The sequence below is a fragment of the Pseudomonas sp. GM33 genome, assembly GCF_000282295.1.
GTDB classification, from domain to species: domain Bacteria; phylum Pseudomonadota; class Gammaproteobacteria; order Pseudomonadales; family Pseudomonadaceae; genus Aquipseudomonas; species Aquipseudomonas laurylsulfatiphila.
On sequence record NZ_AKJO01000148.1, the window covers coordinates 16,256 to 39,066 of the forward strand.

Consider the following 22,811-nt stretch of genomic DNA (forward strand, 5'->3'; position numbering starts at 1 on the left):
TTGGAGCGCGGGCACGGTCCCCTGTAGGAGCGCCAGCAAGCTGGCTCCTACAGTTTCAGCGTGGGCATGGCCCCTTGTGGGAGCTGGCTTGCCAGCGATGGACGTTAACGATAACGCGGGTGAACCGGATGAACGCGGCGCGCTTGAGTCCATCGCCAGCAGGCTGGCTCCTACAGTTTCCCCAGCCCTTTGGCAACCTTCCTAAAGCGCCAATCCTTGTTGCACCACCACAAGCAGATCGCTTTCTGTCAGCGCCACCGCATCCAGCTGTGCCGTGGCTTGCTCGATCGTTTGTAGCCACCAGTGTGTTTCGCCGTGTTCGTCCACGGTGCGCAACAGGGCGAACTCGTTGCCCGGGGAGTGAATCTCGACGCGTCCCTCGCCATCGGCGGTGAAGCGTGCAACCGGGTCAAAGGTCATGCTGTGCCCGTTGCCGGCGATCACCAACTGGTCGATGGCGTAATCGTAAGCGTCACCATTGGCATGACTTTCGAACACATGGGTGGCGTTGCGCCGCAGGGCCAGGCCTGCTTCGGTCAAGGGCAGCAGCCAGTGCTCTATCCGTTGATACAGTTCGTAGACCTGCCCCGGCCAGCCATCGATCGCCTGATCCGCGCTGGTCAGCCCTGTCTGTTTCAATTTTGCAGCGAGCTCGTCTGCCTTGCTCATGTCGATTCCCTGTATGGAGGTCAGTCTAATCGTAGCTCGTTGAGGCGCAGGCAGTACTGCCCTGAGTCATGCTTGAGGCGCCACCGGGCAAGTGGTTGCCCCTTTGTCGTGGATAACCCCGTAAACTACGGCCCACAAAAACTGAGGGTTTTGGGCCGTTGCCCAGGCTTGCCCCCGACAGGATGAACGTTTGCCCACGCGCTTTAACAACCCGGACCACGCCCCTGGCGTTGCACTGAAACGCATACCGCTGCGCAAGGCCGCGGTGTTGTTCATTGCCACGGTGTGTCTGTGCCTGTGCGGTTTGCTCTACCTGCAACTGGAACAGTCCCGTCGCCATGACCTGAGCCTGGCGCAAGTGGCGTCTTCGAACCTGACGCGGGCCATGGCGCAGCAAGCCGAAGACACCTTCATGAAGGCTGACCTGGTGCTGACCAGCCTGGTGGACTGGATTCAGGTCGACGGTTTCGGCCAGGACATGCGACCCCGCTTGCAGCAGACCTTTGCCCGGCGGGTGCTGGCACTGGATCAATTGCACGGCATCCTGTTGTTCGACCAGAAGGGCCAGTGGGTAGTGACCTCGTTTGAAAACCTGCCCCGGGGGGCCGGGGTCGCGGATCGCGAGTACTTCAAGTATCACCAGCAGAACGTATCGTCGGTGGCGCATATCGGCCCGGCCATCCGCAGCCGGGAAAACGGCGAGTGGATCATCCCGATTTCCAAACGGGTCAACGACAGGAACGGGCATTTCCAGGGCGTATTGCTGGCCGGCATCAAGATGTCGTACTTCGACCAGTTCTTCAAAAGCTTCAGCCTCGACGACAACGGCTCGATGTTTCTCGGCCTGACCGATGGCACCTTGTTGGCGCGTCGACCTTTTGTAGAAGCGCAGATCGGCGTGTCGCTGGCCCAGGGCGAGATTTTCCAGAAGTTCCTGCCACTGGCCAACTCTGGCAGTGCGATGTTCACGTCCATCATCGATGGCGTGACACGCCTGTACGCTTACCGCCAGCTGGAGGCGTATCCGCTGGTGGTCGCCGCGGCGTCGTCCACGCAGACCATTCTCGCGGACTGGTACGACACGGCGTTCCGCTCCAGCCTCATCGTTGCCCTGGTGCTGCTGGGCGTGGGGCTGTTCGGGTGGGTGTTCGTGCATCAGGTGCGTGTTGGCGAGCGGGTCGAGTCGGATTTGCGCAGGGCCCAGCAAGCCCTGGAGCTGATCGCCACGCATGACAGCCTGACCGGCCTGGCCAACCGCCGGTTGTTCGAGCGGGCGATGGACGTCGAGTTCGGGCGCGGTGCCCGGCAGGCAAGCCCCTTGAGCCTGATCATGCTCGATATCGATTACTTCAAGCGCTACAACGATACCTACGGCCACGTGGTGGGGGATCACTGCCTGGCCGAAGTGGCGCGTGCGCTGAAGAGTTGCTGCCACCGCAAGGCCGATCTGGCGGTGCGTTACGGCGGTGAAGAGTTTGCGGTGCTGCTGCCCGACACCGACATCCATGGCGCCATGACGATTGCCGAGCAGATTCGTCGCAGTGTCATCGACAAGAACATCACTCACACCTGCTCGCCCAATGGCTACGTGACGGTCAGCCTGGGTTGCTATTCGTTCGTGCCCGCGGGCCGGGACAGCATGGACGTGTTTGTCGAGCGGGCGGATGCGGCGTTGTATCAGGCCAAGCATTCGGGACGGAACCGCGTGGCTACGTTGTCGATGGCCGGGGCTGGCGAGGCGTTGATGCGCTCCGACCGTTGAAGTGCTTTTGCTGCCGGTGGTCCGTCTTCCGGGTCCGTCAGAATTGATCGTCTAGAGTTCCGTTAGCGCTGTCGAACCCGGCAGGCTCCCCCACGTAAGGACGATCGCCAACATGTTGCTACTTCAAACGTTGACAGCCGTTGCTCTGACCGTCGCAGCCGCTGCCATTTTTCCGCTGGTCAGCCAAGCGCAACCGAAAATCACCGCCGAAGAAGCGCATGCCATCGGCGTGGATGCCTACATCTATTTTTACCCGCTGCTGAGCATGGACGTCACCCGCAAGCAATTCACCAACATTGAGCCGGGCAAGGAATTCGGCAAGGGGCCGATGAACATGTTTGTCAGTGTGCCGCAGTACCCACCAGCCGATTTCAAAGGGGTGGTGCGCTCAAACTTCGACACCTTGTATTCGATTGCCTGGCTGGACTTGAGCAAGGAGCCGCTGGTGATCGCCGCGCCGAATACCGATGGACGCTTCTACCTGCTGCCAATGCTCGATATGTGGAGCGACGTGTTCGCATCGCCGGGCTGGCGCACCACGGGCACCGAGGCCGGACAATTCCTCGTGACGCCACCGGGCTGGACGGGCGCGGTGCCTGCCGGGATGAGCCATCTGCCGGCGCCAACGCCCTTTGTCTGGGTCATCGGCAGGACCAAGACTGACGGTGCAGAGGATTACGCGGCGGTGCACAAGATCCAGGCCGGCTACACGGTGACGCCGTTGTCGCGCTTAGGTAAGGAACCTGAAGCCGTCACCGTGAAAGTCGACCCTGCGGTGGACATGAAAACGCCACCGAAGATTCAGGTCGACTCCATGTCGGCTGCCGATTACTTCACTTACGCTGCCGAGTTGCTGAAGGTGAACCCGCCGCACAGCACCGACCAGCCAATGCTGGCGCAGATCAAGCGCCTTGGAATCGAAGTCGGCAAGTCGTTCAGCATGGACGCGCTGGACCCGCAAATCCAGGCCGTGCTGCAAAGGGTGCCCCAGGATGCGCAGGCCTTGATGGCCTGGAAAGTGCCGACCCTGGCACGGGAGGTCAATGGCTGGTCGATGAACACCGACACCATGGGCGTCTACGGCAACTATTACCTCAAGCGTGCCATCGTTACGCAGGTGGGGCTCGGCGCCAACCTGCCCGAGGACGCGATTTATCCATTGAATATCGGCGACAGCAACGGCAAGCCACTCGATGGCGCGAACAAATACGTGTTGCATTTCAGCAAGGGCGAGACACCACCGGTTAACGCTTTCTGGTCGATCACCCTGTATGACCCGCAAGGTTTCCAGGTCGGCAACTCACTCAACCGTTTTGCAGTCAGCAGCTGGATGCCGTTCAAGCACAACGCCGATGGCTCACTGGACCTCTATTTCCAGAACGAAAGCCCCGGCAAGGATCTGGAGGCCAACTGGCTGCCGGCGCCCAAAGGCTCATTCAATCTGACCATGCGCTTGTACGGCCCGAAAGCCGAGGTGTTGAATGGCCAATGGAACCCGCCGGCGATCAAGCCGATGTAGGTATGAGCTGACAAAAAGCGGCCAATGGCGGCTAATGCCGATCAGTTAAGCCCCGGACATTGTGGGAGCGAGCTTGCTCGCGATGGCAGACTGTCAGGCACCCCTTGTTTAACTGTCCAGCCGTCATCGTGAGCAAGCTCGCTCCCACAAGGTTTGCGGTGATCAAACGCTTAACTGACTGGCATTAGCCAATGGCGGCATGTCACTGGTTGCCTTTGCCTGTCCAGCTACCCGTCCCGCCGCCCGCACCGCCGGTTCCGCCACCGGGTGCACCGGTGCCTCCGCCCGCGCCACTGCCCGGACCATTGACGCCGGTGCTGCCAATTGACGAGCCGGGGCTCTTTGCGCGCCCGTTGTTACCCGAGGGATCGCTGGGCCTGTTGCTGTCTGGCGGCATGGTTGAACTGCGGGTTGCGCCGGGTGCCGTACCGGACGCGCCAGGCCCCTCGCCGGACGCCGCAAAGGTGGCCACGGACGTAGCCGTCAACCACGCGGTCAGGAGGAGCGAAGTCATTTTTATGTTCATCATGTTCGCCTCCAGGATGAGTCATTGCCTGATTTCAGTGTGACAGGGCACGTGGTAGGTGCCGATCCGCTTGACGAGTGGCGCGGGGCCCTGGTGGGCCACCGATCCATGGCCAAGCGAGAATCTTGTGGGAGCGGGCTTGCTCGCGAAGACGTCGGCCCATTCAGCATTGATGTTGGCTGACACTGCGCATTCGCGAGGATGCTCGCTCCCGCATTTGATCTGTGCCGGACGGGAAATTGCGGACACCCTTCAAATCGACCAGCTTGTGCTCAAGGTTCTGCCGCCTCCGGAGCCGCTGACGCAACCTGCGAAACGTACTGGTGTCACACGTCAGGCACCTCGCCCTCAGGAGTGTCCATTCATGAAGAAGCTGCGGATCGCCACGTTCAACGTCAATGGCCTGCGCGCCCGGCTGCCCAACCTGTTGGCCTGGCTTGAACGGGAAAAACCGGACATCGCCTGCTTGCAGGAGTTGAAGGCAGTGGACAGCGCATTCCCGGCTGCCGAGCTTGAAGCGCTCGGCTACGGCGCTATCTGGCAGGGTCAGGCGTCATGGAACGGCGTGGCGATCCTGGCGCGGGATGCGCAGCCGCTGGAGAGCCGGCGCGGGTTGCCCGGCGATGACAGCGACAAGCACAGTCGTTATCTGGAAGCCGCGGTCCACGGGGTTCTGGTGGGTTGCCTGTACCTACCCAACGGCAACCCACAGCCGGGGCCGAAATTCGAGTACAAGCTGGCGTGGTTCGAACGGCTTATCCGTCATGCGCAGACACTTCAAGGCAGTGAGCATCCGGTGGTGCTGGCGGGCGACTACAACGTGGTGCCCACCGACCTGGACATCTATAACCCGCGCTCATGGCTCAAGGACGCCTTGCTGCAACCGCAGAGTCGCGAGTGCTACCAGCGCTTGCTGGAGCAGGGCTGGACCGATTCATTGCGGCACTTGCATCCGCAGGATCGGCTCTACACATTCTGGGATTACTTCCGCCAGCACTGGCAGAAAAACTCCGGCCTGCGCATTGATCATTTGCTGCTCAACCCGGCCTTGAGTCCGTATCTGCAAGACGCCGGGGTAGATGCCTGGGTGCGCAATGAGCCCCACGCCAGCGACCATGCGCCGACCTGGATTCAATTGGGTTCGCGCAAGCGGCGTTGAGTTTTTCCTGACGAGCGATTGGCTAAATCAATTGTCGGTGGCCGTACCCGATCCCGTATACATAGCGACCATTGGCGGAGCAATCCGCCGCTTGCGTGCAAAAGGATTGAACGATGAGCGAGCCACGCCTGACTGACCGTGCTTTGTATCTGCAACGCCTGGGGTTCGATGCACCCCCGGCACCGACGCTGGAAACCTTGCGCCAGCTGCAATTGCGCCATACCGGCGTTTTCCCGTTTGAAAATCTCACCACGTTGTCCGGCGAACCGGTGCTGATCGACCTGCCGTCCATCGAGCAGAAGGTCTTGCACGCGGGGCGTGGCGGTTACTGCTACGAGCTCAACAAGCTGTTTCTGGCCTTGCTTCAGGAGTTGGGTTTCGACGCCCGCGCCATCAGCGGTCGGGTGGTGATGGGGCAACCGGAGGGCGCCTGGACGGCCCGGACCCATCGCCTGAGCCTGGTCATCATTGACGACGTACGCTACATCACCGACGTCGGCTTCGGCGGCATGGTGCCGACCGCGCCACTGCTGCTCGATTCCCGCGCCGAACAACTCACCCCGCACGAGCCGTATCGCATCGACCTGCACGTCGACGGTTTTACCCTGCGCGCCAATGTGGCCGGTGAATGGCGAGCGATGTACATCTTCGACCTGCAACGCCAGGAAGATATCGATTTTGCTGTGGGCAACTGGTACGTCTCGACCCACCCCGAGTCGACTTTCGCCAGGCAGTTGATGGTGGCGCGCACCGGGGAGGGCTGGCGCCGTACGCTCAACAACGGCAGCTTCGCCCTTCACCGGATCGGCCATGACAGCGAGCGGCGGGAGGTGACGGATGCGCAGGAACTGATTGGCCTGCTGGGCAGCGAGTTCGGCATCCGCGTACCGAAGCAGGCGCAATTGGTGAAGACGCTGGAGGGATTGATCGCAGCGCCGCAATAGCGGGCTGATCGCAGACATCACAAAGGGCGGGGCGGATTGATCGGCCCTTTGCGCTTCAGGGCCGAACACCCGGCGCCATCACCCGTTGGATTTCGCGCAAGGCCTCCGCCAGTTTCTGCTCCAGGCCCTTGAGTTCGGCAGGCGTGAGGGTTTGTTTCAGTTTTGCCGTCTTGCCTTCGTTGAGCAGGGCCCGGCGCAACGTATTGTTGATCGCCGTCTGGTAGCCATACCCCTCGTGTTCTGCCAGTGCGCGGGCCGCTTCGATGACGGCGTCATCGAGCATGATGGTAATGCGGGTCTTGCCTTTGGCGGGCGCCACGGCCCCGCGCCTGGCGTCACTGAAGTCGTATTCGTCTTTCATCGGTCATGTCTCCAGATACTGACGGCGCTCGCTTTTGGTGGCGATGCGCGCGGAAATGATTCGAACGAAATTCGGATCGCGGTAGGTGTACGCGACGACCAGCAAACGGCCTTTGGCATCCAGCCCCAGGGTGATCCAGCGTTGTTCATCGTGGTGGTTGTCCTCGATGGTCAGCGCTCGTTCGTCATGGAATACCGCTTCAGTCTCGGCAAGGCTGATGCCTTGGTGCTTGAGTTTGTTGGCTGCGTTCTTTGCCCTGTGGAACTGAATCTCGAATGGCTTCATTATGCATACTTTATATGTATAAAAAAGAGGCGGGTCATACCGATGGTCGCCAGGAATTCGAAAGACTAGTCAGCACTCGGGGGGAGGCAGCGAGGGATGTATTTCAAGGTTTTTGGCGGGGTCAGGAGGGTGGCTATCAGGCGGGAATGGACAAGTATCCATTTTGTGACTGACAAGTTGTATACAACTCTATAGACATTTGTCCTATGTCTTGCATACAGTGTGCGCATAACAAAAACCAGGGAACCCCCTACCATGAAAACGCCCCATGTTTCACACCAACGGCCCGAGGACGAAAACCTAGGGATCGGCGCGAATATGGCTTATGGCCTGCAACATGTTCTGACCATGTATGGCGGTATCGTCGCTGTGCCATTGATCATCGGCCAGGCGGCCGGGCTCTCGCCAGCGGACATCGGTTTGTTGATTGCTGCTTCATTGTTTGCGGGGGGGCTGGCAACGCTGCTGCAAACCCTGGGTCTACCGTTTTTTGGTTGTCAGTTGCCGCTGGTGCAGGGCGTATCCTTCTCCGGCGTCGCGACCATGGTGGCGATTGTCAGCAGTGGCGGGGAGGGCGGGTTCCAGTCGGTGTTGGGGGCGGTGATAGCGGCGTCCCTGATCGGATTGCTGATAACCCCTGTGTTCTCGCGTATTACCAAGTTCTTCCCGCCGCTGGTGACCGGCATCGTGATTACCACCATCGGCCTGACGCTGATGCCGGTAGCCGCGCGCTGGGCCATGGGCGGCAACAGCCACGCAGCGGATTTCGGCAGCATGGCGAATATCGGTCTGGCGGCGGTGACGCTGGTGCTGGTGCTGCTGCTGAGCAAAATCGGCAGTGCGACCATCTCCCGCCTGTCGATCCTGCTGGCCATGGTCGTCGGTACAGTGATCGCGGTGTTCCTCGGCATGGCGGATTTCTCGTCAGTGACCCAGGGCCCGATGTTCGGCTTCCCGACGCCGTTCCACTTCGGCATGCCAACCTTCCACTTCGCTGCGATCCTGTCGATGTGCATCGTGGTGATGGTGACGCTGGTGGAGACCTCGGCTGACATTCTGGCGGTCGGTGAGATCATCGGCACCAAGGTTGACTCCAAGCGCCTGGGCAATGGCCTGCGCGCCGACATGCTGTCGAGCATGTTCGCGCCGATCTTCGGATCCTTCACCCAGAGCGCCTTTGCCCAGAACGTCGGGCTGGTGGCGGTCACCGGTATCAAGAGCCGCTATGTGGTGGCCACTGGCGGTCTCTTCCTGGTGCTCCTCGGCCTGCTGCCCTTCATGGGCCGGGTTATCGCCGCCGTGCCGACCTCGGTACTGGGTGGTGCCGGCATCGTGCTGTTCGGCACCGTCGCGGCCAGTGGTATTCGGACCTTGTCCAAGGTCGACTACCGCAACAACGTCAACCTGATCATCGTTGCCACCTCGATTGGCTTCGGCATGATCCCGATCGCGGCACCGAGCTTCTACGACCACTTCCCAAGCTGGTTTGCGACCATTTTCCATTCGGGCATCAGCTCGTCGGCGATCATGGCCATCGTGCTGAACCTGACCTTCAACCACCTCACTGCCGGTAACTCCGATCAGCAATCGGTGTTTGCGGCCGGTACCGAGCGGGTGCTGCGTTATCAGGATCTGGCGGCGTTGCGCGAAGGGGACTACTTCAGTGACGGCAAGCTGCACGATTGCGACGGCAAGGAGATTCCGGTGGTTGAGGTGGACCACGGGCATGGCGAGCCACACGCGGTGCATGCGAAAAGCAGTGAGCATGTCTGACGTTCGCAGCGACTGAAAAAAGGGCCGATCTGTTGAATGGACAGATCGGCTTTTTTTATGGATCAAAAGATCGCAGCCTTTGTAGGAGCTGCCGCAGGCTGCGATCTTTTGATATTTATATCGGCCACAAAAAAGCCCCTGGATCTTTCGATTCAGGGGCTTTTCGGTGTTGCTGTCTGGCTCCACGACCTGGACTCGAACCAGGGACCCAGTGATTAACAGTCACTTGCTCTACCAACTGAGCTATCGCGGAATGGCGCGTATCTTACTGATTCAAAAAGAGAAGTCAAGCATCGAATAACAATTGGGGCGAATTATCGGGACGGGCGGTGGTTTAGCGCCGATTGGCGGTTACCAGGATCGCCCCGGAGGTCTACCATGGTCGCCCGGAAGTGGTGACACGCGCTGCCGGCCATTCGCCGAAAAGGTACGCGCCATGAATCATTTGAACCTCCCGCCTCGACATCACGGGGTGCGCCCATGAGCATCTCTCAGATCAGCCTGCCCAAGGGCGTCGGCCCCCATGCCGAAAAGTTGTTCGACGCCATCACTCAGGCCGGCACCGCTGAAGCATTGAACCGCGCAGGTGGCAAGGCCGAAGGTTTTGTCCTGGGGCTGGAAAGCACCAAGGCGATCAAGAGTCAGGTCGCCGAATCGCTGTATGTCGCCTACGACGACGCTGCCAGCCAGCGTGCGACCGAACTGGCTTAACCGCCGAAGGTAATGGTGGCAACCATCAGTTTGGCGTAGAGCGCTGTGGCACCCAATTGCACCAGCCACAGGGCCAGGCCGCCGAGGAATACACCCGCTGCGACTTGCATTACCAGGTTGTTGCCGCGTTTGGCCGGGGCGCGGGGGGTGAAGCGATCCAGGTCATCCAGGTCATCGCGGTCGGCGCGCAGGTCATCGTTTTTCATGTGGGATCTCGTAGGTCATTCAGGTGTACGCAAACCTGTGGGAGCGGGCTTGCTCGCGAATGCGATCTGACTGAGACATCGGTGTTGGAGCTGCTGGCCCTTTCGCGAGCAAGCCCGCTCCCACACGTTGATCTGATTCAGTCTAGGGGAATATCGATGGTCCATAAAAAACGGGAAGCCACAGGCTTCCCGTTTTTCATTTCAAGGTGTCATCAGATGACCTGGACAATCGCGTCCGTCACCACCTCGATGTTGCTCTGGTTCAGCGCGGCCACGCAGATGCGGCCGGTGTCCAGGGCGTAGATGCCGAACTCGTTGCGCAGGCGATGAACTTGCTCAACGCTCAAGCCGGAGTAGGAGAACATGCCGCACTGACGACCGACGAAGCTGAAATCGCGCTGAGGCGCTTTTTTTGCCAGCAGGTCGACCATCTGGGTGCGCATGCCACGAATGCGCAGGCGCATTTCGGCCAGTTCGGCTTCCCACTGGGCGCGCAGTTCCGGGCTGTTCAGCACGGCAGCGACAACGCTGGCACCGTGGGTCGGCGGGTTGGAGTAGTTGGTGCGGATCACGCGTTTGACTTGCGACAGCACGCGCGCGCTTTCTTCTTTCGATTCGCTGACGATCGACAGGGCACCGACGCGCTCGCCATACAGCGAGAACGATTTGGAGAACGAGCTGGAAGCGAAGAAGGTCAGGCCCGACTCGGCGAACAGGCGCACGGCAGCGGCGTCTTCGTCGATGCCATCGCCGAAGCCTTGATACGCCATGTCGAGGAACGGCACGTGGCCTTTGGCTTTGACGACTTCCAGGACGTTTTTCCAGTCGGCCGGGCTCAGGTCCACGCCGGTCGGGTTGTGGCAGCAGGCGTGCAGCACAATGATCGAGCCGTTCGGCAGCGCGTTCAGGTCTTCCAGCATGCCGGTACGGTTCACGTCGTGGGTCGCGGCGTCGTAGTAGCGGTAGTTCTGCACCGGGAAACCGGCGGTTTCGAACAGGGCGCGGTGGTTTTCCCAGCTCGGGTCGCTGATCGCCACGACGGCGTTCGGCAGCAGTTGCTTGAGGAAGTCGGCACCGATTTTCAGAGCGCCAGTACCGCCAACGGCCTGGGTGGTGATGACGCGGCCAGCGGCGAGCAGTGGCGAATCATTGCCGAACAGCAGCTTTTGCACGGCCTGGTCGTAGGCGGCAATGCCGTCGATTGGCAGGTAGCCACGGGAAACGTGTTGAGCGGCGCGAATCGTTTCGGCTTCGACAACGGCGCGCAGGAGTGGAATTCGCCCCTCCTCGTTGCAGTAAACACCGACCCCCAGGTTGACCTTGTTGGTACGGGTATCGGCGTTGAATGCTTCGTTGAGGCCCAGGATTGGATCGCGTGGTGCCATTTCGACAGCGGAGAACAGGCTCATTATTGCGGCGGCTCTGAATGGAGAGTGGAGGGACGTGTCGCGCTCCAGCCGAATGCACTAGAGCGGTGCACAAACGGGGAGCTAGTATAGAGGCCATCGGCGATGGCTGGCGACAGGCGATTGACCTTTTAAGGCAAGTTTTTCCGATTATTTATCGACCGCCAGTCGATTGGTCTCGGCAAAGGTTTTGCGTGATGCAGGACGTTTACCTTGAAAGCGCTGGCAATCGGCTCCACATTGAGCACAATCCAGTTTTTTCCTCGGGCGACATCGGTCGTTTGCGGTCTTTCTCGTTCGTGCCGGTTTGACCGGCAAGAGTGAACCAGAGGTATTTCATGTCTGAATTCCAGCTAGTCACCCGTTTCGAGCCCGCCGGCGATCAGCCGGAAGCCATCCGCCTGATGGTCGAGGGCATCGAGGCCGGGCTGGCGCACCAGACGCTGCTCGGTGTGACCGGCTCGGGCAAGACCTTCAGCATCGCCAACGTGATCGCCCAGGTGCAGCGCCCGACGCTGGTGCTGGCGCCGAACAAGACCCTGGCGGCGCAGTTGTACGGCGAGTTCAAGGCGTTTTTCCCGAACAACGCGGTGGAGTATTTCGTTTCTTACTACGACTACTACCAACCCGAAGCCTACGTGCCGTCCTCGGACACCTTCATCGAGAAAGATGCCTCGATCAACGACCACATCGAGCAGATGCGGCTGTCGGCGACCAAGGCATTGCTCGAGCGCAAGGACGCGATCATCGTCACCACGGTGTCGTGCATCTACGGTCTGGGCAGCCCGGAAACCTATCTGAAGATGGTGTTGCACGTGGATCGCGGCGACAAGCTCGACCAGCGTGAGTTGCTGCGCCGCCTGGCCGACTTGCAGTACACCCGCAACGACATGGAATTCGCCCGTGCGACCTTCCGTGTGCGCGGCGACGTGATCGATATCCATCCGGCGGAATCGGATTTCGAAGCGATCCGCATCGAACTCTTCGACGATGAGGTGGAAAGCCTGTCGGCCTTCGATCCATTGACCGGCGAAGTGATCCGCAAGCTGCCGCGGTTCACTTTCTACCCGAAGAGCCACTACGTCACGCCCCGGGAAACCCTGATGGGCGCGGTCGAAGGCATCAAGGTCGAGTTGCAGGAACGCCTGGAATACCTGCGCTCCAACAACAAGCTGGTGGAAGCCCAGCGCCTGGAGCAGCGCACCCGTTTCGATCTGGAGATGATCCTCGAACTGGGTTACTGCAACGGCATCGAAAACTACTCGCGCTATCTGTCCGGTCGCGAAGCTGGCGCGGCGCCACCAACCCTTTACGATTACCTGCCGGCCGATGCCTTGCTGGTGATCGACGAATCCCACGTCAGCGTTCCGCAGGTGGGCGCCATGTACAAGGGCGACCGCTCGCGCAAGGAAACCCTGGTCGAATACGGTTTCCGCCTGCCCTCGGCCCTGGACAACCGGCCGATGCGTTTCGATGAGTGGGAAAGCATCAGCCCGCAGACGATTTTCGTCTCGGCGACGCCGGGCAACTATGAAGCCGAGCACGCCGGGCGCGTGATTGACATGGTGGTGCGCCCGACCGGGCTGGTGGACCCGCAAATAGAGATCCGCCCGGCACTGACCCAGGTCGACGACTTGCTGTCGGAAATCACCAAGCGTGTCGCTCTGGAAGAGCGGGTGCTGGTCACGACGCTGACCAAGCGCATGGCCGAAGACTTGACCGACTATCTGGCCGACCACGGCGTGCGCGTGCGCTACCTGCACTCGGATATCGACACCGTGGAACGGGTCGAAATCATCCGCGACTTGCGCCTGGGCACCTTCGATGTGCTGGTGGGCATCAACCTGTTGCGCGAAGGCCTGGACATGCCGGAAGTGTCGCTGGTGGCGATCCTCGATGCCGACAAGGAAGGCTTCCTGCGTTCCGAGCGCTCGCTGATCCAGACCATCGGCCGGGCGGCACGTAACCTCAATGGCCGGGCGATTCTGTATGCCGACCGCATCACGGGCTCCATGGAGCGGGCGATCGGCGAAACCGAGCGTCGTCGCGACAAGCAGATTGCCTTTAACCTGGCCAATGGCATCACGCCCAAAGGCGTGTTCAAGGATGTCGCCGACATCATGGAAGGCGCCACAGTGCCCGGTTCGCGCAGCAAGAAGCGCAAAGGCATGGCCAAGGCCGCCGAGGAAAACGCCAGGTACGAAGCCGAATTGCGCTCTCCGGGAGAGATCGCCAAGCGCATCAAGGCCCTGGAAGAGAAGATGTATGCGTTGGCGCGTGATCTGGAGTTTGAAGCTGCGGCGCAGATGCGCGATGAGATTGGCAAGTTGCGCGAGCGGTTGATCACTGTTTGAGATTTGCGCTGAGTGTGCGGGCCTCTTCGCGAGCAAGCCCGCTCCCACAGTTGATCGGGTTGTCCTGACGGGCGCGGTCCAATGTGGGAGCGGGCTTGCTCGCGAAGGGGCCGGTCTTTGCGCCACAATACTTAACTAGTGCGCTTCTCCAGCCTTCAACCCCGCCGGCAATTTCCGGGTCAGCAACACCGCCAGCATGCTGATCCCCAGCGCAATCCCGACAAAATGAAACGCATCGTTGTAGGCCATGATCGATGCCTGCTGATGCGCGATCTCGCTGAGTTTGCCCAATGCCGCCGTTTCACTGCCCAACCGGTCGGTCAGCGAGGCAATGCGCTCGGCCACCTGCGGATTGCTCGGCACGATGGATTCACGCAGGTAATCAAAATAAACCTTGGTCCGCGCATCCAGCAGCGTGGCGAGCAGGGCGATGCCGATGGCCCCGCCGAGGTTGCGCAGGATGTTGAACAGACTCGAGGCCGACCCTGCATCCTGGGGCAGGATGTAGGACGTCGCGATCAGCGAAATGGTGACCATGATCAGCGGCTGGCCCAGGGCGCGGATGATCTGGATCTGATTGAACTGCGGTCCGGCAAAGTCCGGGTTCAGCACGCCCGAAGAGAAGCTCGCCAACCCGAATAGCCCGAAGCCCAATGTGCACAGCCATTTCGGCGAGACGAACTTCATCAGTTTGGGCACCAGCGGGATCAGAAACAGCTGCGGCACACCCATCCACATGATCACTTCGCCAATCTGCAGAGCGTTGTAGTTCTGGATTTGCGCCAGGTACAGCGGCAGCAGGTAGATCGAGCCGTACAGCCCAACCCCCATGCCGACGCTGGAAATACTGGACAAGCCGAAATTGCGGTTGCCGAGGATGCCGAGGTTGATCAACGGATTGGGTTTGGAAAACTGCACGATGACGAAGGTGATCAGGCTGACCAGCGCGATGCTGCCCAGGGTCACGATCAGGCTGGATTCCAGCCAGTCCTTGCGATGGCCTTCCTCCAGGAATACCTGCAGACAACCGAGCCCGACGCCGAGGGTGAGAATCCCGGCGTAGTCGGTGCTTTTCAGCAATTCCCAGTGTGCTTCTTTCTTCTCCAGGCCGTACATCAGGCCGGCGATCATGATCAGGCCGGGCGGGATGTTGATGTAGAAGATGTATTCCCAGCCCCAGTTCTCCGTCAGCCAGCCGCCGAGGGTCGGGCCGATGGAGGGCGCGAAGGTGGCGGTCATCGCGAACATGGCCATGCCTTTGGCGCGGTGGTGTTCCGGGAGCTTGATCAGGGTCAGGGTGAACGCCAGCGGAATCAGCGCGCCGCCGGTAAACCCCTGCAGGGCGCGGAACACGATCATGCTCTCCAGGCTCCAGGCCATGGAGCAGAGCAGGGAAGCCGCGAGAAACCCGAGGGACACCCATACCGCCAGGCGTCGCGCCGACAACAACTGCACGAGCCAGGCCGTGAGCGGGATCATGATGATCTCCGCCACCAGGTAGGAGGTGGAAATCCACGAGCCTTCCTCCAGGGTCGCCGACAGCGCGCCCTGGATATCCTTGAGCGAGGAATTGGTGATCTGGATGTCCAGCACCGCCATGAAGGCGCCGAGCATCACGCTCATCACCGCGATCCAGTCCCGCCGGGTCGGCTCGCCGACCGGGCGGATCAGTTGATCACCGGCCATCGTCGGCGGCGTCTTTGCTGCTCACTTTGGGGGTGACGTCTGCAGGGGCATCCTTGATGTTCACCTTGGCGGTCACCGACATGCCCGGACGAATCTTGCCGCGCAATGGGTTGTCGGCGGCGAAGGTCAGTTTTACCGGAATCCGTTGCACGACTTTGGTGAAGTTGCCCGTGGCATTGTCCGGCGGCAACAGGCTGAACTGCGCGCCCGAGGCGGCGAACAGGCTGTCGACGCGGGCTTCGATCGGCGTGTCGCTGTAGGCGTCGAAGGTCAGTTCGGCTTTCTGGCCGGGCTGCATGTGGCCGATCTGGGTTTCCTTGAAGTTGGCCTGAATCCAGATGTCTTCGTCCGGCACGATCGACAGCAGGTAAGCGCCGGCCTGCACGTATTGGCCTTCGCGGGCGGCACGCTGGCCGATCAGGCCGCTGATGGGGGCGTGGATTTCGCTGCGGGTCAGGTTCAGTTCGGCCTGGGCCAGGTCGGTTTTTGCGTTGGCGATCTGCGCGTCCAGGCGTTTGATCTCGGCGGTCAGCGCGTTGACTTGCTGGCGCTGACTTTGCGCATCGGCCTGGGCCTTGGCCACTTGCGAGCGGGCAATGTGGGATTCGGCGGAGAGGGTGGTCACCCGCTCTTCCGAGACATAACCGGGTTTGCGCAAGGTCTCGGCGCGGGTCAGGTCGATCTGCGAGCGGCCCAGGCTGGCCTGGCTGGACGCGACTTGCGCTTCGCTGGCGGCAATCAGGCTGGCCTGCTGGGTCAGCTTGCTCTGGGCTTGCAGGCGTTCGGCCTGGCGGGTGGCCAGGGCGGCATTGGCGCGGTCGACAGCGAGGCGGAAGTCGTCGCCTTCGAGTTTGATCAGCAGCTGGCCTTTCTCGACATGCTGGTTGTCCTGCACCAGCACCTGATCGATGCGCGCGCCCAGCTGGCTCGACACACGGGTGATCTCGCCCTGGACATAAGCGTTGTCGGTGCTTTCATAAAAGCGCCCCTTGAAGAACCAATGGGCAAACAGGCCCCCGGCAATCAGCAGGACCATCAGCAGGAATGTAAAGAGGCGACGCTTGAGTTGGGCAGGCATGAGGCAAACTGTAGTCGAGAAATTGTAAGGGAAGTTATCAGCAGGCAAATCTGGCATACAGCCGATAAGTGGTAAATGCCATCGGCGGATATTCGGCCATTCACCGCGTCATAGGGGCGTTACAGACGCAACCTTGGCTTAAATGCCCTGTTCGCTGGAGCCGGGCGGGTGTCGCCTGTTACCATTCGCGCCTAGTTTGAACTTCGCTTTTTTTTCTTTTCGAGACATGCCATGACCACCGTCCGCACTCGCATCGCGCCATCGCCTACCGGGGATCCCCACGTAGGTACCGCCTACATCGCCTTGTTCAACTACTGCTTTGCCAAGCAGCATGGCGGTGAGTTCATCCTGCGGATCGAAGACACCGACCAATTGCGTTCGACCCGTGAGTCCGAGCAGCAGATTTTCGACGCCTTGCGCTGGCTGGGGATCGACTGGAGCGAAGGCCCGGACGTCGGTGGCCCGCACGGTCCGTATCGGCAAAGCGAGCGCGGCGATATTTATCAGAAGTATTGCCAGCAACTGGTCGACATGGGGCATGCCTTCCCGTGCTTCTGCACCGCCGAAGAGCTGGACCAGATGCGCGCCGAGCAGATGGCTCGCGGGGAAACCCCGCGTTACGACGGCCGCGCGCTGCTGCTGTCCAAAGAAGAAGTCGCCCGTCGCCTGGCCGCTGGCGAACCCCATGTGATCCGCATGAAGGTGCCGAGCGAAGGCGTCTGCGTGGTGCCGGACATGCTGCGTGGCGACGTCGAGATCCCGTGGGACCGCATGGACATGCAAGTCCTGATGAAGACCGACGGCCTGCCGACGTACTTCCTGGCCAACGTGGTCGACGATCACCTGATGGGCATCACCCATGTATTGCGCGGCGAAGAGTGGCTGCCATCGGCACCGAAGCTGATCCTGCTTTACGAGTACTTCGGCTGGGAACAACCGGAGCTGTGCTACATGCCGCTGCTGCGTAACCCGGACAAGAGCAAGCTGTCCAAGCGCAAGAACCCGACCTCGGTGACGTTCTACGAGCGCATGGGCTTCATGCCGGAAGCGATGCTCAACTACCTGGGTCGCATGGGCTGGTCGATGCCGGACGAGCGCGAGAAGTTCTCGTTGCAGGAAATGGTCGACAACTTTGATCTGAAGCGTGTGTCCCTCGGCGGGCCGATCTTCGACATCGAGAAGCTGTCCTGGCTCAACGGCCAATGGCTGCGTGACCTGCCGGTGGAAGAGTTCGCCGCGCGCGTGCAGAAGTGGGCATTCAATTCCGAATACATGATGAAGATCGCGCCGCACGTACAGGGCCGGGTCGAAACCTTCAGCCAGGTGGCACCGCTGGCCGGGTTCTTCTTTGCCGGTGGCGTGAATCCGGACGCCAAGCTGTTCGAATCCAAGAAACTGTCGGGTGATCAGGTCCGTCAGTTGATGCAGTTGATCCTGTGGAAGCTCGAAAGCCTGCGTCAGTGGGAGAAGGACAGCATCACCGCGACGATCCAGGCCGTAGTCGAATCCCTGGAGTTGAAGCTGCGTGATGCCATGCCGCTGATGTTTGCCGCGATCACCGGCCAGGCGAGCTCGGTGTCGGTGCTCGATGCGATGGAAATCCTCGGGCCGGACCTGACCCGGTTCCGTCTGCGCCAGGCCATCGACCTGCTGGGCGGTGTGTCGAAGAAAGAAAACAAAGAGTGGGAAAAGCTGTTGGGCGCAATCGCCTAACTGCTTTTGATTCCCTGTAGGAGCTGCCGCAGGCTGCGATCTTTTGATCTTGCTTCCAAAAGCCAACGTCAAAAGATCGCAGCCTTCGGCAGCTCCTACAGGGAAAACCTCCCGAATTTCCGGGGGGAGGGCGGTAAGTGGTTGTTATGCCGACAAAAAATTTTGAAAAATTTCAAAAATAAGTTTGACAGGCTTTCGATACGCCCTTAAGATTCGCCCCGTCCTCAGCGATGACATCAACGATGAGGGGCTATAGCTCAGCTGGGAGAGCGCTTGCATGGCATGCAAGAGGTCGACGGTTCGATCCCGTCTAGCTCCACCAATTTACACTTCAAGGCCTGGCCACACCGGCCTTGAAGCGATCAACACTCAGCGTTGATCAGTTGTATAGAAGGGTTTGCGTCCCCTTCGTCTAGTGGCCTAGGACACCGCCCTTTCACGGCGGTAACAGGGGTTCGAGTCCCCTAGGGGACGCCAGTTTTACAGAAGCGATGTTGCAAGATGTCGCTCCGCCGCGAGGCGAAAAATCCGGGGCTATAGCTCAGCTGGGAGAGCGCCTGCATGGCATGCAGGAGGTCAGCGGTTCGATCCCGCTTAGCTCCACCAATTTTACAGTTCAAGGTCTGGCCACACCGGCCTTGAATCGATCAGCTCTCAGCACTGATCAGTTGTATAGAAGGGTTTGTGTCCCCTTCGTCTAGTGGCCTAGGACACCGCCCTTTCACGGCGGTAACAGGGGTTCGAGTCCCCTAGGGGACGCCACGATTACCCGCTCTGCGGGATTTATAAGGGTCATTCAATTATTGAATGGCCCTTTTGTTTGTCTGGCGTTTGGCCAAATTCCTCCATTTCCAAAAAAACTGTTCTTCAGACCAGCGGTCACGCCCATGACTTGCTAAAATTTATTATGAGAATAATATTTCAATCGTAATATTCGGAGGCAACGATGAACGATAAAAAAGCTCAAACCCGCGAGCGCATCCTCAAGGCTGCCAGCGCAGCGCTGATTCAGCGCGGTCCGGCCGAGCCAAGCGTGGGCGAAGTGATGGGGGCGGCGGGCCTGACGGTCGGCGGCTTCTACGCCCACTTCGAAAGCAAGGACGCGATGATGCTCGAGGCGTTCAAGCAATTGCTCGGTCACCGCCGCGACCTGATTGCCGACATGGACGCGCAGTTGACCGGTGAAGAGCGCCGAGCGCTGGTGGCTGCGTTCTATCTGTCGCGCAAGCACCGTGATTCCTCTGAATCGGCCTGTCCGATCCCGGCATCGGTCGGCGAACTGGGGCGGCTGCCGGAAGCGTTTCGTGTCGCCCTGAATGAGCATGTGGAATTGATGGTCGCGCAGTTGGCGGCCAGTCCTGAAGAAACCGAAAAAGCCCTGGCCGATATGGCCTTGATGGTGGGTGGGCTGGCTCTGGCGCGGGCGCTGGGGCCGGGCGAGTTGTCCGATCGATTACTGCGCGCCGCCAAATCGGCAGTGCGTTGACCCTGAAGGCTGCGGCCTGAGGAGAATGCGATGAGCGCGTTAAAGTGGGTTCGTGGCGTTAATGGCACCTTGGGCTGGTTTGCCCCGAAACTGGTCGCTAGCAAGATGCGACTGGCCTTCATGACTCCGCGGGATCTGCCACCCCGTGACTGGGAGCTGCCGCTGTTGGCGCGATCCGAGCGCATTACCCTGCGGTTTGGCCTGTCGGCGCTGCGTTGGGGGCAGGGGCCGGCCGTGCTGCTGATGCACGGCTGGGAAGGTCGGCCGACGCAGTTTGCCAGCCTCATCACCGCGCTGGTCGATGCCGGTTACTCGGTCGTCGCCCTGGATGGTCCGGCCCACGGCCGCTCACCGGGCAGGGAGGCGAATGTTGTGCTGTTTGCTCGCGCCATGCTTGAAGCCGCTTCCGAACTTCCGCCGCTGCAAGCGGTCATCGGCCACTCCATGGGTGGCGCCAGTGCCATGCTCGCGGTCCAGTTGGGTTTGCGCACTGAAACCCTGGTGAGCATCGCCGCCCCGGCGCGGATTCTCGGCGTACTGCGTGGTTTCGCCCGTTATGTCGGGCTGCCGCCGAAGGCTCGTTCGGCGTTCATTCGTCAGGTGGAGAATGATGTCGGCATGCGCGCCGCGATGCTGGATGTCGCGCACTATCAACTCGATATGCCCGGCCTGATCGTTCACGCCGAAGATGATGACTTCGTCCAGGTCAGTGAGTCGGAATTGATCCACGAAGCGTGGTTCGACAGTCGCCTGCTGCGCTTGAAGGAGGGTGGTCATCAGCGCGTATTGGCCGACCCCCGAGTGATTGATGGCGTGTTATCACTGCTGGCCGGACGCAGTCTGCAATCACGCCAATCCGCTTGAGCTTCCGTTACACTGCCCCGGTCGAAATCATCTGACCGGGAGTGGGGCATGGGCTGGGATCGGGAAACGCCATTTATCATTGATCTGCAAGTGGACGCCGAAGACATTGACGGGCTGGGACACGCGAACAACGCGGTCTACGTGACCTGGCTCGAGCGCTGCGCCTGGCGCCACTCCCAACGCCTTGGCCTGGATCTGGTCGAATACCGGCGGCTGGACCGGGCGATGGCGGTGGTGCGCCACGAGATCGATTACCTGGCAGCGGCCTACGAAGGCGATGAGCTGCAATTGGCGACCTGGATCGTCGATTGGGATCAGCGCCTGAAAATGACCCGGCACTTCCAGCTGATCCGCCCCAGCGACAATGCAACGTTGCTGCGCGCGCAAACCACGTTCGTCTGCATCGAGCTGTCCACCGGCAAACCAAAGCGCATGCCGACGGAGTTCATCGAAGGCTATGGCCCGGCGTTGCATGCTTTGGAATCAGCAAAAATCTAATGTGGGAGCGAGCCTGCTCGCGAAGGCGGCGGCAAATCCAACATCAATGTATCTGACAGTGTGCTTTCGCGAGCAGGCTCGCTCCCACAGGATCTGCAGCTTCTCGCGTAATCCAGTAAACTGCCGCACGTTTTTCCTCGAGTGTGTTTTTCATGCAAATTGCTTTGGCGCCCATGGAGGGGTTGGTCGACGACATCCTGCGCGATGTGCTGACCCGCGTGGGTGGTATTGACTGGTGCGTGACCGAGTTCATTCGGGTCAACGACCAGTTGCTGACGCCTGCCTATTTCCACAAATTCGGCCCGGAGTTGCTCAACGGTGCCCGGACGGCCTCCGGCGTGCCGCTGCGTGTGCAACTGCTTGGTTCCGATCCGGTGTGCCTGGCGGAAAATGCCGCGCTGGCGTGCGAGCTGGGTTCGCAAGTGATTGACCTGAATTTCGGCTGCCCGGCCAAGACCGTCAACAAATCCCGTGGTGGCGCGGTCCTGCTCAAGGAACCCGAGTTGCTCAACCAGATCGTCGAGCACGTCCGCCGTGCCGTCCCCGCGCACATTCCGGTCACCGCCAAGATGCGCCTGGGCTTCGACAGCCCGGACGGTTCGCTGGTGTGTGCCACGGCCCTGGCCGAAGGCGGTGCGGAACACATCGTGGTGCACGCGCGAACCAAGGTCGATGGCTACAAGCCGCCGGCGCATTGGGAGTGGATTCCGCGGGTGCAGGAGGTGGTCAAGGTGCCTGTGTTCGCCAATGGTGATATCTGGAGCGTCGAAGACTGGCGCCGTTGCCGTGAGATCAGTGGCGTGGAAGACATCATGCTCGGTCGCGGCCTGGTTTCGCGCCCCGATCTGGCGAAGCAGATCGCCGCTGCCCGGGCCGGTGAAGAGGTCGTGGAGATGACCTGGAGCGAACTGCTGCCGCTGATCCAGGACTTCTGGCTGCAAGCCAAGGCGCAGATGACGCCACGCCAATCGCCGGGTCGCCTGAAGCAATGGCTGGCGATGCTGACCCGCAATTATCCCGAGGCGGTAGAGCTGTTCACCGTCCTGCGTCGTGAGACCGAACTGGATAACGTCTCGCGCTTGTTGGGGCTGCCGGTGGCTGAAGCTGCCTGAGGCTCTTTTAAAAAAAGTAGAAAATAAGCTCTTGAAATGCAATCGGCGGTCCCTATCTAAGGGTTACGCGATGCCGAATTCGGGTCGCGGAGACAAAAAACCTTGCTGATTGTTTTCAGGAGATTTGAATCATGGCTACTACATTTTCCATGGCCCCACTGTTCCGTTCCTCGGTAGGTTTCGACCGTTTCAACGACCTGTTCGAAACCGCCCTGCGCAATGAGCCAGGCAGCAGCTATCCACCCTATAACGTGGAAAAACATGGCGACGACCAGTACCGTATTGTCATCGCAGCGGCTGGTTTCCAGGAAGAAGACCTGGAGCTCGAAGTCGAGAAGGGTGTGCTGACCATCAGTGGCGGTAAACGCGACGCAAACGAAGACGTCACTTATCTGTATCAGGGCATTGCGCAACGTGCCTTCAAACTGTCCTTCCGTCTGGCGGACCACATCGAGATCAAGGCTGCCGGCCTGAGCAACGGTCTGTTGAGCATCGACCTGCTGCGGGTGATTCCGGAAGAGGCGAAAGCCAAGCGCATCCCGATCAACGGGGCGCAAAAACCGGCTCTGCAACACTGAGTCCGGGCAGGAAGAAGGGCGCCATTGGCGCCCTTTTTTGTGCCTGTACCATTTGTAGGAGCTGCCGCAGGCTGCGATCTTTTGATTTTAAAAATCAAGATCAAAAGATCGCAGCTTGCGG

21 protein-coding genes and 5 tRNA genes are annotated in these 22,811 nt (G+C 60.3%); 17 read left to right on the top strand and 9 right to left on the bottom strand.

Annotated elements, in window-relative coordinates:
• Positions 1-201: 201 nt before the first annotated feature.
• Positions 202-669 carry a hypothetical protein gene (locus tag PMI26_RS05145; protein WP_007978641.1) on the bottom strand — a complete coding sequence of 156 codons (468 nt, stop codon included), beginning with the start codon at positions 667-669 and terminating at the stop codon, positions 202-204.
• Between the two features lie 190 nt (positions 670-859).
• Here PMI26_RS05145 and PMI26_RS05140 point away from each other — a divergent pair, with 190 nt between their 5' ends.
• Both PMI26_RS05140 and PMI26_RS05135 read left to right on the top strand, forming a co-directional pair.
• Positions 860-2,431: a sensor domain-containing diguanylate cyclase gene (locus PMI26_RS05140; RefSeq protein WP_007978643.1), complete on the top strand. Its 1,572-nt coding sequence runs from the start codon at positions 860-862 to the stop codon at positions 2,429-2,431.
• 112 nt (positions 2,432-2,543) lie between these two features.
• Positions 2,544-3,950 (top strand): DUF1254 domain-containing protein, encoded by a 1,407-nt coding sequence (locus tag PMI26_RS05135; protein WP_007978647.1) that lies wholly within the window; start codon positions 2,544-2,546, stop codon positions 3,948-3,950.
• Positions 3,951-4,152: 202 nt separating this feature from the next.
• Here the strand turns inward: PMI26_RS05135 and PMI26_RS31720 are convergent, their stop codons facing one another.
• On the bottom strand, positions 4,153-4,479 hold the full coding sequence (locus tag PMI26_RS31720) for a hypothetical protein (protein ID WP_007978648.1): 327 nt from the start codon (positions 4,477-4,479) through the stop codon (positions 4,153-4,155).
• Positions 4,480-4,840: 361 nt separating this feature from the next.
• Here PMI26_RS31720 and PMI26_RS05130 point away from each other — a divergent pair, with 361 nt between their 5' ends.
• Together PMI26_RS05130 and PMI26_RS05125 are read left to right on the top strand one after the other, a co-directional pair.
• Complete coding sequence (locus tag PMI26_RS05130; protein WP_007978650.1) at positions 4,841-5,635, top strand: exodeoxyribonuclease III; 795 nt, start codon at positions 4,841-4,843, stop codon at positions 5,633-5,635.
• A gap of 113 nt (positions 5,636-5,748) precedes the next feature.
• Positions 5,749-6,579, top strand: coding sequence for an arylamine N-acetyltransferase family protein (locus PMI26_RS05125; RefSeq protein WP_007978652.1), 831 nt, complete (start codon positions 5,749-5,751; stop codon positions 6,577-6,579).
• A 55-nt stretch (positions 6,580-6,634) separates the two neighbouring features.
• On the opposite strand, the gene PMI26_RS05120 is transcribed toward PMI26_RS05125, so the two are convergent.
• Positions 6,635-6,940 (bottom strand): BrnA antitoxin family protein, encoded by a 306-nt coding sequence (locus tag PMI26_RS05120; protein WP_007978654.1) that lies wholly within the window; start codon positions 6,938-6,940, stop codon positions 6,635-6,637.
• A 3-nt stretch (positions 6,941-6,943) separates the two neighbouring features.
• On the bottom strand, positions 6,944-7,225 hold the full coding sequence (locus PMI26_RS05115) for a BrnT family toxin (protein WP_007978655.1): 282 nt from the start codon (positions 7,223-7,225) through the stop codon (positions 6,944-6,946).
• A 255-nt stretch (positions 7,226-7,480) separates the two neighbouring features.
• Between PMI26_RS05115 and PMI26_RS05110 the strand changes: the two genes are divergently transcribed.
• Positions 7,481-8,998 carry a nucleobase:cation symporter-2 family protein gene (locus PMI26_RS05110; protein ID WP_007978657.1) on the top strand — a complete coding sequence of 506 codons (1,518 nt, stop codon included), beginning with the start codon at positions 7,481-7,483 and terminating at the stop codon, positions 8,996-8,998.
• Between the two features lie 177 nt (positions 8,999-9,175).
• Here PMI26_RS05110 and PMI26_RS05105 read toward each other — a convergent pair.
• Positions 9,176-9,251 (bottom strand) — tRNA-Asn (locus PMI26_RS05105).
• A 227-nt stretch (positions 9,252-9,478) separates the two neighbouring features.
• On the opposite strand from PMI26_RS05105, the gene PMI26_RS05100 reads away from it, so the two are divergent.
• Positions 9,479-9,709 (top strand): hypothetical protein, encoded by a 231-nt coding sequence (locus PMI26_RS05100; RefSeq protein ID WP_007978659.1) that lies wholly within the window; start codon positions 9,479-9,481, stop codon positions 9,707-9,709.
• Here PMI26_RS05100 and PMI26_RS05095 read toward each other — a convergent pair.
• Together PMI26_RS05095 and PMI26_RS05090 are read right to left on the bottom strand one after the other, a co-directional pair.
• Entirely contained in the window at positions 9,706-9,915 is a 210-nt protein-coding gene (locus PMI26_RS05095; RefSeq protein ID WP_007978661.1) for a hypothetical protein, read from the bottom strand. The two genes, PMI26_RS05100 and PMI26_RS05095, sit on opposite strands and share 4 nt — an antisense overlap.
• 212 nt (positions 9,916-10,127) lie before the next feature.
• Positions 10,128-11,324 (bottom strand): amino acid aminotransferase, encoded by a 1,197-nt coding sequence (locus PMI26_RS05090; RefSeq protein WP_007978664.1) that lies wholly within the window; start codon positions 11,322-11,324, stop codon positions 10,128-10,130.
• Positions 11,325-11,659: 335 nt separating this feature from the next.
• On the opposite strand from PMI26_RS05090, the gene uvrB reads away from it, so the two are divergent.
• Positions 11,660-13,675, top strand: a complete 2,016-nt coding sequence (gene uvrB / locus PMI26_RS05085; protein WP_007978666.1) for an excinuclease ABC subunit UvrB — start codon at positions 11,660-11,662, stop codon at positions 13,673-13,675.
• Positions 13,676-13,810: 135 nt separating this feature from the next.
• Here uvrB and PMI26_RS05080 read toward each other — a convergent pair whose 3' ends face one another.
• Positions 13,811-15,301, bottom strand: a complete 1,491-nt coding sequence (locus PMI26_RS05080) for an MDR family MFS transporter (protein WP_172435702.1) — start codon at positions 15,299-15,301, stop codon at positions 13,811-13,813.
• A 49-nt stretch (positions 15,302-15,350) separates the two neighbouring features.
• Entirely contained in the window at positions 15,351-16,439 is a 1,089-nt protein-coding gene (locus PMI26_RS05075; RefSeq protein WP_007978670.1) for an HlyD family secretion protein, read from the bottom strand.
• 231 nt (positions 16,440-16,670) lie between these two features.
• Between PMI26_RS05075 and gltX the strand changes: the two genes are divergently transcribed.
• From gltX to PMI26_RS05025, 10 genes are all read left to right on the top strand, one after another.
• Positions 16,671-18,152, top strand: a complete 1,482-nt coding sequence (gene gltX, locus PMI26_RS05070) for a glutamate--tRNA ligase (RefSeq protein WP_007956429.1) — start codon at positions 16,671-16,673, stop codon at positions 18,150-18,152.
• Between the two features lie 246 nt (positions 18,153-18,398).
• Positions 18,399-18,474 (top strand) — tRNA-Ala (locus tag PMI26_RS05065).
• A 79-nt stretch (positions 18,475-18,553) separates the two neighbouring features.
• Positions 18,554-18,629: transfer RNA gene (locus PMI26_RS05060), tRNA-Glu, on the top strand.
• A 53-nt stretch (positions 18,630-18,682) separates the two neighbouring features.
• Positions 18,683-18,758: transfer RNA gene (locus PMI26_RS05055), tRNA-Ala, on the top strand.
• 80 nt (positions 18,759-18,838) lie between these two features.
• A tRNA-Glu gene (locus PMI26_RS05050) sits at positions 18,839-18,914 on the top strand.
• Between the two features lie 184 nt (positions 18,915-19,098).
• On the top strand, positions 19,099-19,638 hold the full coding sequence (locus tag PMI26_RS05045) for a TetR/AcrR family transcriptional regulator (RefSeq protein ID WP_007978672.1): 540 nt from the start codon (positions 19,099-19,101) through the stop codon (positions 19,636-19,638).
• A 30-nt stretch (positions 19,639-19,668) separates the two neighbouring features.
• Complete coding sequence (locus tag PMI26_RS05040; RefSeq protein WP_007978674.1) at positions 19,669-20,502, top strand: alpha/beta fold hydrolase; 834 nt, start codon at positions 19,669-19,671, stop codon at positions 20,500-20,502.
• Between the two features lie 48 nt (positions 20,503-20,550).
• Positions 20,551-21,000, top strand: a complete 450-nt coding sequence (locus tag PMI26_RS05035) for an acyl-CoA thioesterase (protein WP_007978676.1) — start codon at positions 20,551-20,553, stop codon at positions 20,998-21,000.
• 152 nt (positions 21,001-21,152) lie between these two features.
• Positions 21,153-22,112 carry a tRNA dihydrouridine synthase gene (locus tag PMI26_RS05030; RefSeq protein WP_007978679.1) on the top strand — a complete coding sequence of 320 codons (960 nt, stop codon included), beginning with the start codon at positions 21,153-21,155 and terminating at the stop codon, positions 22,110-22,112.
• A gap of 131 nt (positions 22,113-22,243) precedes the next feature.
• Positions 22,244-22,690, top strand: coding sequence for an Hsp20 family protein (locus PMI26_RS05025; RefSeq protein WP_007978681.1), 447 nt, complete (start codon positions 22,244-22,246; stop codon positions 22,688-22,690).
• The last annotated feature ends 121 nt before the right edge of the window (positions 22,691-22,811 follow it).